The organism is Kocuria massiliensis (assembly GCF_900169715.1).
Classification (GTDB): Bacteria; Actinomycetota; Actinomycetes; order Actinomycetales; family Micrococcaceae; genus Rothia; species Rothia massiliensis.
In genome coordinates this window covers 1222904-1236710 of sequence record NZ_LT835161.1, presented here as the reverse complement: position 1 = coordinate 1236710, position 13807 = coordinate 1222904, and the positions used below count along the sequence as shown (strand labels likewise).

Sequence of the window (13807 nt, the reverse complement as noted above, 5' to 3'; positions counted from 1 at the left end):
TTCCATTAGACTGGCCAGGTCTGCCTATCCTCGCCCTCTGTGGCCTGGAAGTCCGGCAGTTCAGCTTCAAGACGTGAGGAACACATGCTACTTTCCACCATCAACTCGACCGGGAGTCTCCAGGCCGCCGAACAGGGCGGCGGAGGCTCGAACTTCCTGCTTTTGGGACTCATGCTGGTGGTCGTGGTGGTCTTCCTCGTGCTTCCGATGCGTCGCCAGAAAAAGATGCGCGCACAGATGGCTGAGCGCCAGGAATCCATGGTTCCCGGAACTCGTGTCATGACGCAGTTCGGTGTTTTCGGAACCATTGTCTCTGTGGACCGACCGAATAATCGTGCCGTGATTGAAGTGGCCCCGAAAACCGAAATCACGGTTCACTTGGGAGCCGTCACCACCGTGCTCGACGACAACGGCCAGATCCCGGGCACTCCCGAGGCCGCTCGTGCCGCAGCCGAAAAGGGCGTCACGGAACCTTCGGCGGAATCTCAGGACCGCGCCGCGCAGAACCCCACGGATCCCCGCTTCGATTCCGGATCGACCTCCGCTGAGAACCGCGCCCCGCGCCTGAACGGTGAGGTCACCGACGGTGAGACCCCACGCGGAGATCGTGAAGATGGCGGCCAGGAGTACCGCGACGATCGCGGAGACGATTTCCCCCACGGTTCGTCCCGCTAACACCAATTCATCCATTCTCGAGGTGCCTGCTTTTGTAGGCACCTCGAGTCGTGATCCACAGGAAAGCTTATGGCTCGGAACAAAAGAATGTCGGGCGCGAGAAAAGCCCTGATCTTGCTGACTGCCATCGTGGTGGTGCTCGGCGGGGTCATCGGTCTCTCGGCAGCAAAGCTCGGTGGTGAGTCGACGCCGAAGCTGGCGCTCGACCTCTCCGGCGGAACCGAGATGATTCTTTCCCCCAAGGCCACCAACGGTGGTGGGGACATTAGTAAGGATCAGCTCGACCAGGCCGTGGATATTATTCGACAGCGCGTCGATGGCTCTGGGGTCTCGGAAGCTGAAGTCAGCACCCAGTCGGGCCGGAACGTCGTCGTCTCGATGCCGGGTGTGCCAAGCCAAGAGACGCGCGATCTCATTCAGGCCTCGGCCCAGATGTCATTCCGATCCGTGTTGGCCGAAGGTAGCGGTGCCCCGGTCCCTGAAAAGGACCGCACGGACTACGCCAAGATGCCCAAGCCGTCGGACAAGCCTAAGGATGGGTCTGATTCCGCATGGATCACTCCGGAGCTGCAAAAGCAGTATGAACTCCGGGACTGTGCTGCTCACCCAGGCAAGGACGACAAACTGGATCCCCAGAAGGCCGTGGTGGCCTGTTCTGCCGATGGGCAGCAGAAGTATATTTTGGGCCCCGTCGAATTGAACGGTTCGGATATTTCCGACGCCAGCTATTCTCAGGTTCAATCAGGAAACGGCGTCAGTACCGGTCAGTGGGGCGTGAACATCTCGTTCAACAATCACGCCAAGGACGTCTTCAAAACCGTCACTGAGCGCCTCAACGGTTTCTACGGCAAAAACCAGAATGACCCCAAGGCTTCATTCGCGATTATGCTCGACGGCAGCGTCCTTCAGGCACCCCGTTCCCAAGCGGTCATTTCGGATGGCAAAGCGCAGATCACCGGTAACTTCACTGAGAAAGACGCCGAGTCGCTGTCTGAACAGCTGAAATACGGTGCCTTGCCGATCAGCTTCCATATCGAGTCGGAACAGCAGATTTCTGCGACCCTTGGCACCGATCAGCTTCGAATGGGCATCATCGCCGGCATCATCGGCCTCTTGCTGGTGTGCATTTATTCGCTCTTCCAATACCGACTCTTGGGTTTTGTCACGATCGCATCGTTGCTTGTTGCGGGCGTGGTCACCTATGAGGCGATTACCTTGCTTGGCTGGGCGGTTAATTATCGATTGTCGCTGGCCGGTGTGGCAGGTTTGATCGTCGCTATCGGTCAGACGGCGGACTCCTTCATCGTGTATTTCGAACGAATTAGGGACGGCCTGAGAGACGGTCGAAGCGTCCCGTCTGCGGTGGACCATGGGTGGCTGCGTGCCCGACGAACCATCTGGGCTTCAAAGGGTGTCAACTTGTTGGCCGCCGTCGTCCTGTACTTCGTCGCAGTGGGCAACGTGAGGGGCTTTGCCTTTACGCTGGGTCTCACCGCGATCGCGGACCTCATGGTGATCTTCTGGTTTACGCACCCAATGATGGTCTTGTTGTCTCGGACCAAATTCTTCGGCGAAGGCCACAAGCATTCTGGGCTCGATGCTAGGGCATTGGGGTATGTCCCGCTGTACCGCGGAGCCGGCCGGTTGCGCGACCCGGAAGATTCTCCGCGCGCCTCGAAATCTCGTGGCAAGAGCGGCTCTGAGGAAGATCGTCCGATGACGATCGCCGAACGGCGCCGTGCGGAAGCCCTCGCCTCCCGGGAGCAAACTACCGATTCTGGAAAGACACCCGACGACGCGTCCGGAGAGATCTCCGAAGGAGCCGACCATGCCTAAGTTCGCACAGCTCGGAAGCAATCTCTATACGGGTAAAACATCCGTCCCCTTCATTCCGAAGAAGAAGCTCTGGCTGAGTATCTCGGCGGTTTTGGTCCTCATCGCGCTGTTGATTCCGGTGCTGACTGGCGGATTCAAGATGGGCATTGATTTCCGCGGCGGTTCGGAATTCACCGTTTCGGACACCAAGAACACGGACATCAATGTCGGCGAAAAGGCAGTGTCTCAGCACTCCGGTGCAAAGCAGACCGAAGTCACCAAAATTGCCGCGGGCACCATTCGTGTTCAAACCGACCAACTCAACGACAACGAGACTCTCTCGGTCAAGAAGGCCTTGCAAGATGCCTACAAGGTCAGCTCCGACGACGTGACGTCGTCGTACGTGGGCCCGACCTGGGGTCAGGGTGTGACGCGCCAGGCGACGTGGGGACTGATCATCTTCGTGTTGCTCGCGACGATTGGCATGGCGTTGTACTTCCGAACGGTCAAGATGTCGCTGTCGGCGATTGCCGGGTTGGCCTTTACCGTCATCACCACCGCCGGAATTTATGCGCTCGTGGGATTCGAAGTCACGCCTTCGGCGATCATCGGATTCCTGACAATCTTGTCGTACTCGCTGTACGACTCGGTCGTGGTTTTCGACAAGATTCGAGAAAACACCAAGGGATATCAGAGCAATACACGCAGAACCTTCGCCGACGAGGTAAACCTCGCGACCAACCAGACCCTGGTTCGTTCGATTAACACCTCTGTGGTGGGAATCCTTCCAGTGGGCTCGATCCTTTTCATCGGGGCATTCATGCTGGGCGCCGGAACGCTTCAGGACCTTTCCCTAGCGCTCTTTATCGGCATCATCATGGGCACGCTCGGCACCTTGTTCGTCTCGGCACCGTTGTACGCAGCACTGCGACAGGGCTCAAAACCCATCAAGGAGCAGGCCCGCAGGATCGCACGTGGCGAAACCGGCGAACCCCATGGGGAGGACGAAGCCGTGACGGATGACGAAGAAGAGCCGTCCGAAACTTCCACCACGGATGCTGGGTCCGGCCACTCGGTCCGACGCGGTGGCGACACCCGAGGAAACGCGAACCGCGGTTACGTTGCCACAGACACCAGTCCCGTACCGCGGCTCGACCCCAAGGGAGGCGAGGGCCCCGACAACGGTGCGGTGGTGTAACCGCAAATGGGCTCGAGTTTGCCATTGAAACTCACGACGCCGGCGAACCTACGGGTGCGTCGGCGTCGTCCGTAGTGGCTGTGCGCAGGACAACGGTCCGCTGGGACTACACTAGGTGCATCACAGGGGGTAGGAGTTTACTTTGGCAGGATCTGATCAACACGACGGGTACGGAACTCACCGAGTCATTTCAGCGTCCACGCGGACCCCGGAACGGCGAGCTTTTCCACGTGCCACCAGCGCCGACCGCGCCCAGGCAGGAAACTCCGTGGGAAATAATCCTGAAGCGGCAGTCAATCGCACCAAGCCGGTTTCCCCAGTCTTGATGCCCTTGCTCCGCACGGTCAAAGCCAGTAATCCGCAAGAAGATTTCTCCGTCATCGAGCGTGCTTTTGCCGTCGCAGATAAATATCACACGGGTCAAAAACGTAAGAGCGGGGACCCATACATCACGCATCCGGTCGCGGTTACCACCATTTTGGCGGAACTCGGCGCTTCCGGAGCGACGCTGATTGCCGGCCTGCTTCATGACACTGTGGAAGACACCGACTATAGCCTCGCCGAACTCACTGAGGACTTCGGCCAGGAAGTCGCGGACCTCGTCGATGGCGTCACCAAATTGGACAAGGTGACGTATGGCGAGCAGGCCCAAGCCGAAACGGTGCGAAAGATGGTCATCGCCATGGCCAAGGACATCAGAGTCTTGGTCATCAAGCTTGCCGACCGATTGCACAACGCTCGAACCTGGCGGTTTGTTTCACCCGAATCGAGTGCGCGAAAAGCCAAAGAAACCCTCGAAATTTTCGCGCCTCTGGCGCACCGACTTGGCATCAATACGATCAAATGGGAGCTGGAAGACCTCTCCTTCGCGGCGCTTGAACCCCGCATTTACGACGAAATCGTGCGAATGGTCGGCGATCGAACGCCGGAACGTGAACGGCAGCTCCAAGAGATCCGCACGGGCGTCATGGAAGAGCTGTCCTCCTCGAATATCTCGTGTGACGTGACGGGGCGGCCGAAGCACTATTACTCGATTTATCAAAAGATGATTCTTCGGGACAAAGAGTTCGACGAGATCTATGACCTTTTGGCGATTCGCGTGCTGGTCGACTCGGTTCGTGACTGCTACGCCGCGTTGGGTGCGATCCACGAAGTGTGGAAGCCGTTGCCGGGTAGGTTTAAGGACTACATCGCCGTTCCGAAATTCAACACGTATCAATCCCTGCATACGGCGGTGATCGGTCCGTCGGGCCGACCGGTCGAGGTCCAAATACGTACGCACGAAATGCACCAGAAGGCCGAGTACGGCATTGCGGCGCATTGGAAGTACAAGGCCGCCGCGCGGGGAGAATCCCAATCCGGCGAATTACGGACGGAAGACTCCGCGGACACCCTGAAATGGCTTCAGTCCTTGATGTCGTGGCAGTCCGAAACGAAGGATTCCTCGGAATTTCTGGATTCCCTTCGGTACGAGGTCAATGCTCAGGAAGTTTTTGTCTTTACACCGGCCGGAGATGTCCTGTCTCTGCCCAGCGGATCAACCCCGGTGGATTTTGCCTACGCCATTCACACACAGGTTGGCGAGCACACGATCGGTGCCCGGGTTAACGGCAAACTGGTGCCGTTGTCGTCGAAACTCAACCATGGCGACAGGGTAGAGATCCTGACGACGAGAGCCGAAGATGCCGGTCCAAGTGAAGACTGGCTCAAATTCGTGGCCAGCCCCCGGGCGAGGACGAAGATCCGGCACTTCCTGACCAAGGAGCGGCGCGAAGAGGCCATCGAAAAGGGCAAGGACAACTTGACCCGCTCGATGCGCCGGCACAGCCTCCCGTTGCAGAAGTTGCTCACGAGCAAGCTGCTGCTCTCCGTGGCCGAGGAACACCACAAGGACGACGTCGCAGCCCTGTATGAAGCGGTGGGCGAGGGACAGATCAAGGCGCAAGATGTCATCGACCGTCTCGTTGACCTTTTGGGCGGCCAGATTGGCACCGAGGAAGACCTCGAAGAAGAAGCCCCGATCACGACCCATGCGCGCCCCAAATTCGCCGATTCCGGTGTGATTGTTGAGGGCGCCGATGGCGTCTACACGAAACTGGCACGATGCTGTACGCCTGTGCCGCCCGACGACATCATCGGAATCGTCACCCGCGGCCATGGGATCTCCGTGCACCGTTCGGATTGCCCGAACATGCGGCACGCTCAGGATGACCCTCGCCGTATTCAGGTCCGGTGGGCCCCCACGAAATCATCGGTATTTCTCGTCGAGATTCAGATCGAGGCCTTGGACCGCAAATCATTGCTGTCGGATGTCACTCGGGTCTTGTCGGAAAGTCACGTCAATATTCTGTCGGCCAACGTGCACACCAATGTGTCCCGCCTGGCGATATCGCGGTTCTCCTTCGAAATGGGTGACCCCCGGTATCTGGACCACGTGCTCAATACAGTCCGGGGAATCGACGGCGTCTACGACGTCTACCGGATTACCGGCTCTCGACCCACGCCGAAGACGACTTAAGCGCTCCTCGTGCCTCACGGGGCCCTAACCGCAACACACGTTCCATTGCGCGTTGTCGAAACTTGACGCGCGGCAGGGCAGCTAGGGCCGCGCATACTGAGGGTGGGCCGCAACCGTATTCAGTGGCGCGTAGCAGTGTGGCGAGCACGAGGTCTGCCCGGCGGCCCCCATCGTGTACCGCAATGTCGACGCACGTTCGCAGGGGAGTGGTGACCCGGACGCCGCCTATGTTCAGGTCGTCATAGGGCGTGTAGCGGGTGAATCGGTGGCGGACGAAGGGGACTTCTTCAGGGCCGAACCGGTGACCCGACCTGCCACCCACCGAGCATTCGATGGCCTCCGGGGCGGCGGAGCAACCATAAATCCACGCGGCTGTCAGCCGATGCAAGATCGCGACCCTTCGACTTTGGGGTTTGAGATAGTGCGCGGCCGCTCGTGCTCGCTCTTCGGTGCCGGGAGAAGACGTCGCGTAAAGGTCGAAGAGGACGGGTGTGAGAAGGCCCCGAGCGCACAAGGACTGCGCCTCTGAGTGGGTGAGATCCCGTCCCGCAAGGACAAATTCTCCTGGCGAGACGCATGGTTCTGTGCTCTCGGAGGTGGGACCGCTCCGCTGCTCAAAATTCGTCATGTCATGGAGATACCCCACTGAGGGGCGCGAAAACGCGGACCCGAAAAAATGTGGAAAATTCATCGGGTCCGCGTTGACCGTGGGCAGGAATCGGTCTTCGGGGCTCAGTCTGTGGCTGAAGAGACCTGGTCTAACCACTGACGACGGGCCTCGAGGGCCTCCCGCGTCTTGGCAGCAGTCTTCTCGTCGCCAGCGGCCTCGGCCTTGCTGAGGTCAGCCTCGAGACCGGCGATGGCTTCACGAAGCTGAATCTCCATCGAGGAAGCGCGAGCTTGCGTCTCGGGGTTGGATCGCTCCCATTCGGCCTGTTCTGCGTCGGCGATGGCCTGCTGGACCTTTTTCAACTCGTTCTCTATGCGGCGTAGGTCTGCTCGAGGCACCATACCGGCCTGATCCCATTCGTCCAGGATCGGCGCGAGCTGAGACTTGGCCATCTCGGGCTTTGTCACTGGCAAAATCGCGCGAGCGCGTTCCAGCAAGGCCTCCTTGACCTTGAGGTTTTCCTGGAATTGCTGTTCCGTCTCCTGGTTGGCCGCGGCCCGGGCGTCGAAAAAGACGTCTTGAGCCTGGCGGAACCGAGCCCAGAGGGCGTCGTCTTCCTTACGCGAAGCGCGAGGCGCTTGCTTCCACCGATCCATGAGGTCACGGTACTTGCCGGACGTCGGCCCCCAATCAGTGGAATGAGAAAGCGCCTCTGCTTCGGAAATGAGTTCTTCCTTGACCTTTTTGGCCTTGGCATTGTCTTGGTCAAGTTGAGAGAAATAGGCGCGACGGTTCTTATCGAAATTCGTTCGCGCGTTCCGGAACCGCTTCCAGAGGTCGTCTTCGACCTGCTTCGGTAGGCGGGTCTGCTTCTGGGCGAGTTTCCAGGTGTCGAAAAGATCGGCCATGCGAGCACTGGAATTTTTCCAATGCGTCTTCGCCGGGTCTTGAGCCGCAACTTCTTCTGCCGCCTTGACCACCGCTTCACGTTCGGCGGCCGCGCGTTGTTTGGCTTCTTCGGCTTCCGCCTTCTGATCTTCGGCGCGCCGGGCAATCTTGTCATCGAGTTCTTGAACCCGGCGCTCGAGGTCCGCGATGTCGCCCACCATGGCCCGTGCCTGCAATTGCTCCTTCGCATGCTCGAGATTCTTGCGTGCGGCTTCTGCGTTGGCGCCTTGGGAAATGCGGTTCTCGAGGAGGGATATTTGAGTCTCGACTTCACTGAACTTGCGGGCGAAGTACGTCAGCGCCTCATCCGCCGTGGCATCGGGAAACGCGCCCACGGAAAGCTGTTCGCCATGGTAGGTCACGTAGACATGACCATCTTCGCCCACGGTTCCGTGGCGCTTGGCCTCCTCCAGAGATCTCGGAGCGGCCGGAGCGGCTACGGGTTTAGGGGCAACGGGTGCGCCGGGGAGGTTTGCCGGTGTCGGCTTGTCGTCGGATTTCTGTTCGGTCACCGCTGAAACTCTTTTCGTGGGAGGCCAGGAGGCCTTGATCATTCACTGTGCGAAGTCATCCTGATGTTAAAGGACGTCGTGACCCAATATATATGGGACGTCGATCACCTTGCCGGAGGGTTTCGCGGGCAGATGAGCGTCAAAACATTCTTCATGCCCGCGCGGGTTCGTGCGGGCCAGGCGGCAAGGTTTAGGCTTAAGGGCGAGTATGCGCCCGACAACGCAGGTCTGGTGCGGCGAACCGAGGAGAGATTCATGGCCCGAAAGGCGTCCTTGTCCGGCTTTTCCGAATTGCTACCCGAAGAAAGGGTCGTGGAAAACCACGTTTTGGACGTTTTGCGCCGCACTTTTGAACTGCATGGATTCTCATCCATCGAGACGCGTTCCGTGGAAACCGTCGACCAGCTCCTGCAGAAGGGCGAGATCGACAAAGAGGTATACGCGGTTTCTCGACTGCAAGAAGATTCGGGGACTGCCTCGAGCGAAAAGTTGGCCTTGCACTTTGACCTGACGGTTCCGTTTGCACGCTACGTCGTCGAGAACGCCGGATACCTCAACTTTCCGTTCATGCGGTATCAGATCCAAAAATCGTGGCGCGGTGAGCGTCCGCAGGAGGGACGCGCCCGCGAATTTACTCAGGCGGACATCGACGTCGTGGGGGAGGAGACTCTTCCTTTCCGGTACGACGTCGAACTCGCACTCGTCGTCGTCGAGGCGCTCAAGCAACTTCCCATCCCGGAATTCAGGCTTCGGCTCAATAACCGGAAGCTTTCGGAAGGCTTCTATCGCGGCATCGGCCTCAGCGATACCGCGGGCGTTCTGCGAGCCATCGACAAGCTGGAAAAGATCGGTCCCGAGGCCGTCGCGAAGATTCTTCGCAACGAGGTGGGAGCGAGCGAGCAGCAAGCGCATGCGGCGTTGGATCTCGCTTCCATTCGAAGCGAAGGCCTGGACTTCGTGGAGAAGGTGCGTGCGTTTGGCGTTGACGACGAGCTGCTGGAACAAGGCCTCCAAGAGCTCTCGGAAGTCATGGCCGAGGCTTCTAAACGGGCTCCCGGTACCGTGATCGTGGATCTCTCAATTGCACGCGGGCTCGATTACTACACGGGGACCGTGTACGAAACCTTCCTCGTGGGTCACGAGAAGCTCGGCTCCATTTGCTCCGGTGGCCGGTATGAGTCTCTGGCCAGCACCGGCAAGAAGACCTATCCCGGCGTGGGCCTCTCGATCGGCGTCACTCGCTTGGTCGCCAGAATGCTGTCTCAGAATCTTGCACAGGCTTCGCGTAAGGTCCCGTCCGCGGTGTTGATTGCCCTCACCAACGACGAGGCATGGCCCCAGGCTCAGGACGTGGCTGATCAGCTGCGTTCGCGTGGGGTGGCGTGCGAGGTGTCCGCGAATGCCGCGAAATTTGGCAAGCAGATTCGCTACGCCGACCGTCGTGGGATTCCGTTTGTGTGGTTCCTCTCCACGGACGACGACGGTCATACCCTTCACGAAGTCAAGGACATTCGCTCGGGAGAACAGATCCCGGCCGATCCCCAGGCATGGATGCCGCCCGAAGAGGACCTCGTCCCTCGCGTGGTGGCGACGTCCGAGGCCCGTTAACTCATCCACATCAGCCCGTTTGCCAACCGGGGCCTAACCTCAGGTCGGTAGACTCGGCATTACACACCCCGGCGGGAAGCCCGCCGACCACGTCGAAAGGACCGTGAGTGTTACGCACGCATACCCTCGGTGAACTCACCGCCGAGAACATCGGAGAGACCGTCACCCTTGCTGGGTGGGTTGCCCGCCGTCGCGACCATGGTGGCGTTGCCTTCGTCGATCTACGAGACCGGGCAGGCGTGACCCAGTGCGTGTTCCACGATGAGGCCGACTTCGATGCCCTGCGCAACGAGTACGTCCTGCAGGTCACCGGCAAGGTCACCCGCCGTCCGGAAGGAAACGATAACCCCAATCTCGTGACCGGCGAGATCGAGGTTGAAGTGGAGGGTGTTGAGGTGCTCAATACCTCGGCTCCCTTGCCATTCCAGATCGATGAACACGTGGAAGTTGGCGAAGAAGCGCGTCTGCGTCACCGCTACCTGGACCTTCGTCGTCCGGCGCCTGCTGCGGCCATGCGCCTGCGTTCCGACGCGAGCCGCACCGTCCGAGAGCTCCTGCACCAGGATGAGTTCCTCGAAGTCGAGACGCCCACGATGACGCGTTCGACGCCCGAAGGCGCACGAGACTTCGTGATCCCGGCCCGTTTGGCACCCGGTTCCTGGTACGCCTTGCCGCAATCCCCTCAGCTGTTTAAGCAGCTGCTGCAGGTCGGCGGCATCGAAAAGTACTTCCAGATTGCACGGTGCTACCGCGATGAGGACTTCCGCGCCGATCGCCAGCCGGAGTTCACCCAGCTGGACATCGAAGCTTCGTTCGTGGAGCAAGACGACATCATCGACCTCGGCGAGCGGGTCGTGGAAGCGCTCTGGAAACTGATCGACGTCGAAGTTCCCCGTCCGATCCGTCGTATGACCTACTGGGAAGCGATGGAGAAGTACGGCTCCGACAAGCCAGACCTGCGCTTTGGCCTCGAGCTGACGGAACTCACCGAGTACTTCAAGGACACCACCTTCCGAGTTTTCAAGGCTCCCTACGTGGGCGCCGTGGTCATGCCTGGCGGTGCCTCTCAGCCGCGCCGTACGCTGGACGCTTGGCAGGAATGGGCCAAGCAACGCGGCGCCAAGGGGCTCGCGTACGTCCTCGTGCAGGAAGACGGCACCCTGACTGGGCCGGTCGCCAAGAACATCACGGAGGCCGAACGCGAAGGCATCGCGGCGAAGGTCGGCGCCAAGCCGGGCGACTGCATCTTTTTCGCTGCGGGGGAGGTCAAGAGCTCGCGGGCGCTACTCGGTGCAGCGCGCGTTGAAATCGGCCACCGCACCGGTCTGATCAAGGACGACGAATGGGCGTTTGTCTGGATTGTCGATGCCCCCATGTTTGAGTCGGCTCAGGATGCCGTGGATTCGGGCGACGTTGCGCTCGGCAATTCCGCTTGGACGGCCGTTCACCACGCCTTCACGTCACCGAAGCCCGAATTCATGGACACCTTCGACCAAGACCCGGGATCCGCGTTGGCCTATGCGTACGACATCGTGTGCAACGGCAACGAAATTGGCGGCGGCTCTATCCGTATCCATCGCCGGGATGTCCAGGAGCGGGTCTTCGGCGTCATGGGCATCAGCGAAGAGGAAGCGCAGGAGAAGTTTGGCTTCCTCCTCGAAGCCTTCAAGTACGGTGCGCCTCCCCACGGCGGAATCGCGTTCGGTTGGGATCGCATGATGGCCTTGCTGGCCGGCACGGACTCCATTCGCGAGGTCATTGCCTTCCCCAAGACCGGCAACGGTTACGATCCGTTGACCTCGGCTCCGGCCCCGATCACGGATCAACAACGTCGTGAGACTGGCGTGGACGCCAAGCCCGAGCCCAAGGCCACGGAGAAGTAAAAGTACTAGCGCGAAGCCCCGGTATGGACCGGGGCTTCGCGCGTTGTAGTGCCGGTTCGCAGCTGAGTGAGTCGGAACTCTCGACGGCGATAGCATGGGCTGATGCGCATAGTTTTACAACGGGCACTCAGGGCCAACGTCTCGGTCGACGACGAAGTCGTTGGCAGCATCGATCGCCCCGGATTGGTGGCGCTCGTCGGCGTGACTCACGACGACGGCGATCGCGAGATTGACAAGCTTGCCGATAAGACCTGCAACGTGCGGCTGATGGACGGAGAAGTCTCGTGCCTTGAAGCGGGCGCACCGATTTTGGCCGTCAGTCAATTCACGCTGTACGGAAGCGCGAAGAAGGGAAGGCGCCCTTCATGGTCTCAGGCCGCACCGGGACCGGTTTCGGAACCCATCTTCGAACGCTACGTCGCCAGATTGAGGGAACTGGGCGCGGACGTGGAAACGGGGCGTTTCGGTGCGAACATGCAGGTCGAGTTGATCAACGACGGTCCCGTGACCCTCATTCTGGACAGCGCTGACCTGTTGTGACCCAGCTAGCGCCTGCCGATAGGCTTTCATCGTGACTCAATCACTCTTCGATTCCTCTGATGGTCGGGAAGAAGGCTCCGAAACTGGGGGCCGATCCCGAGGCCCTCAAAGCCCTTTGGCTGTGAGGATGCGTCCCCGCACGGTCTCCGAGATTGTGGGACAACAGCATGCCTTGAAGCCTGGTTCTCCGCTGAGAGTCTTAGCGGGGGAAGACGCTGGGCCGGCTGGACCGTCGTCGGTGATCTTGTGGGGCCCTCCGGGGACCGGAAAGACGACAATCGCTCACGTGATTGCGCGTGGTTCGACCCGTAAATTCGTGGAGCTCTCAGCGGTGACGGCTGGTGTGAAGGATGTCCGAGCCGTCATGGACCAAGCCCTCAACGACCGAGACTTGCGCGGCGTGACGACGGTCTTGTTCTTGGATGAAATTCACCGATTCACCAAAGCTCAACAAGATGCATTGTTGCCCGGAGTGGAAAATCGGTGGGTAGTGCTGGTCGCAGCCACGACGGAAAATCCTTCGTTTTCGGTCATTTCCCCCTTGCTCTCTAGATCCATCTTGGTGACCTTGCAGAGCCTGAATGCGGAAGATATCGGCGGTTTGCTCGACCGGGCCGTCACAGACGAACGAGGACTCCAGGGGAAAGTGTCCCTGAGCGCGTCCGCCCGCCGTCATGTGGTGGAACTTTGCGGCGGTGATGCCCGGCGCGCCCTCACGGCCCTGGAGGCAGCTGCTGCGGTGGCCTACGGAGAGTCGGAGAGCGATGATGGGGAACCCGTCGAGATCACTGAAAAGCACACCGAAGAGGCCATGGACCGGGCCGCATTGCGCTACGACCGCATGGGGGATCAGCATTACGACGTCATCTCGGCTTTCATCAAGTCCATTCGTGGTTCGGACGTGGATGCTGCCCTGCACTATTTGGCGCGCATGATCGAGGCGGGCGAGGACCCTCGATTTATCGCGCGTCGGATCGTGGTGCACGCGAGCGAGGACATTGGCATGGCCGATCCCACCGCGTTGCAAACGGCCGTTGCGGCTGCACAGGCTGTGCAACTCATCGGAATGCCCGAAGCCCGGATTAATCTGGCACAAGCCGTCATTCACTTAGCTACTGCCCCGAAATCCAACGCCGTCGTGACCGCGATCGATAGCGCCATCGGGGATATCCGTTCCGGGAAGTCGGGCAGTGTACCCGCACACCTACGGGATGCCCATTATCCTGGGGCAGCTGAGCACGGTCATGGTAGAGGCTACGTTTATCCCCATGATGTACCACATGCCGTGGCACAACAGCAGTATGCACCGGACGAGCTTGTGGGACGTGAGTACTACCGTCCGACCGAGTACGGCGCCGAGCGACCCCTCCAGAAGCGACTCGGAATCATCCGCAAGATCCTTGGGAGAAGTAGCACGGACCGGTAGTTAAAATTTGGATAAAAATTGGATATCATGTCCACGTCGCTGTGGGCTGAAGGTGGTTCGTAACCACCTCCTCG

General features: G+C 59.8%; 9 protein-coding genes. 8 read left to right on the top strand and 1 reads right to left on the bottom strand.

Features of this window, described 5'->3' with window-relative positions; all coding sequences use genetic code 11:
* Window positions 1-84 precede the first annotated feature (84 nt).
* The 4 genes from yajC (at window position 85) to B9Y51_RS09855 (ending at window position 6206) form a co-directional block, all read left to right on the top strand.
* Window positions 85-675: a preprotein translocase subunit YajC gene (gene yajC, locus B9Y51_RS09870; RefSeq protein ID WP_085529547.1), complete on the top strand. Its 591-nt coding sequence runs from the start codon at window positions 85-87 to the stop codon at window positions 673-675.
* A gap of 69 nt (window positions 676-744) precedes the next feature.
* Complete coding sequence (gene secD, locus B9Y51_RS09865) at window positions 745-2511, top strand: protein translocase subunit SecD (protein ID WP_085529546.1); 1767 nt, start codon at window positions 745-747, stop codon at window positions 2509-2511.
* The gene (secF, locus tag B9Y51_RS09860) at window positions 2504-3688 is read left to right on the top strand and encodes a protein translocase subunit SecF (RefSeq protein WP_085529545.1); all 1185 of its coding nucleotides are present in this window, start codon (window positions 2504-2506) and stop codon (window positions 3686-3688) included. Before secD ends, secF begins: the two co-directional genes overlap by 8 nt.
* Before the next feature lie 325 nt (window positions 3689-4013).
* Window positions 4014-6206, top strand: coding sequence for a RelA/SpoT family protein (locus B9Y51_RS09855; RefSeq protein WP_048678676.1), 2193 nt, complete (start codon window positions 4014-4016; stop codon window positions 6204-6206).
* A gap of 732 nt (window positions 6207-6938) precedes the next feature.
* On the opposite strand, the gene B9Y51_RS09850 is transcribed toward B9Y51_RS09855, so the two are convergent.
* Window positions 6939-8276, bottom strand: a complete 1338-nt coding sequence (locus tag B9Y51_RS09850) for a DUF349 domain-containing protein (protein ID WP_245826141.1) — start codon at window positions 8274-8276, stop codon at window positions 6939-6941.
* Window positions 8277-8531: 255 nt separating this feature from the next.
* Here B9Y51_RS09850 and hisS point away from each other — a divergent pair, with 255 nt between their 5' ends.
* From hisS to B9Y51_RS09830, 4 genes are all read left to right on the top strand, one after another.
* Window positions 8532-9884, top strand: a complete 1353-nt coding sequence (gene hisS, locus B9Y51_RS09845) for a histidine--tRNA ligase (protein ID WP_085529749.1) — start codon at window positions 8532-8534, stop codon at window positions 9882-9884.
* A 107-nt stretch (window positions 9885-9991) separates the two neighbouring features.
* Window positions 9992-11767 carry an aspartate--tRNA ligase gene (gene aspS, locus B9Y51_RS09840; protein WP_085529543.1) on the top strand — a complete coding sequence of 592 codons (1776 nt, stop codon included), beginning with the start codon at window positions 9992-9994 and terminating at the stop codon, window positions 11765-11767.
* Window positions 11768-11869: 102 nt separating this feature from the next.
* Window positions 11870-12307 (top strand): D-aminoacyl-tRNA deacylase, encoded by a 438-nt coding sequence (dtd, locus tag B9Y51_RS09835; RefSeq protein ID WP_085529542.1) that lies wholly within the window; start codon window positions 11870-11872, stop codon window positions 12305-12307.
* 31 nt (window positions 12308-12338) lie between these two features.
* Window positions 12339-13733 (top strand): replication-associated recombination protein A, encoded by a 1395-nt coding sequence (locus B9Y51_RS09830; protein WP_238651024.1) that lies wholly within the window; start codon window positions 12339-12341, stop codon window positions 13731-13733.
* The last annotated feature ends 74 nt before the right edge of the window (window positions 13734-13807 follow it).

Excerpts from the sequence above, each read along its gene's own strand:
- yajC (WP_085529547.1), top strand. The coding sequence starts at position 85 with ATGCTACTTTCCACCATCAACTCGACCGGGAGTCTCCAGGCCGCCGAA.
- secD (WP_085529546.1), top strand. The coding sequence starts at position 745 with ATGGCTCGGAACAAAAGAATGTCGGGCGCGAGAAAAGCCCTGATCTTG.
- secF (WP_085529545.1), top strand. The coding sequence starts at position 2,504 with ATGCCTAAGTTCGCACAGCTCGGAAGCAATCTCTATACGGGTAAAACA.
- B9Y51_RS09855 (WP_048678676.1), top strand. The coding sequence starts at position 4,014 with ATGCCCTTGCTCCGCACGGTCAAAGCCAGTAATCCGCAAGAAGATTTC.
- hisS (WP_085529749.1), top strand. The coding sequence starts at position 8,532 with ATGGCCCGAAAGGCGTCCTTGTCCGGCTTTTCCGAATTGCTACCCGAA.
- dtd (WP_085529542.1), top strand. The coding sequence starts at position 11,870 with ATGCGCATAGTTTTACAACGGGCACTCAGGGCCAACGTCTCGGTCGAC.